This window comes from Bacteriovorax sp. DB6_IX, assembly GCF_000447775.1.
Lineage (GTDB): Bacteria > Bdellovibrionota > Bacteriovoracia > Bacteriovoracales > Bacteriovoracaceae > Halobacteriovorax_A.
Window position 1 is genome coordinate 1 of sequence record NZ_AUNJ01000140.1, and the last position, 241, is coordinate 241.

The 241-nt window shown below is 34.0% G+C and carries 1 pseudogene; it reads right to left on the reverse strand.

Annotation, left to right across the window (positions count from 1 at the left end):
* Window positions 1–241: pseudogene (locus M901_RS04325) on the reverse strand (flagellin FliC); the annotation flags it as partial.

Below are 241 nucleotides of genomic sequence, written 5' to 3' on the forward strand. Positions count from 1 at the left end.
TTGAGCACCTTCTTTAGAAGATACTGTTAAACCTTCAATTCCAAGATCACCAACTTTTGCACTTGTCTGAGATGGATCAAATGCAATTCTATCTAAACCTTCATTGTTATTGATACCAATTTGGAAATCCATTTGATCACCAGTTCCATTTAGAAGATCTTTTCCGTTGAACTTAGTAGATTCTGCAATTCTATCTACTTCAGTTACAAGAGATTGAAATTCTAGGATCAGTAAACTTCTC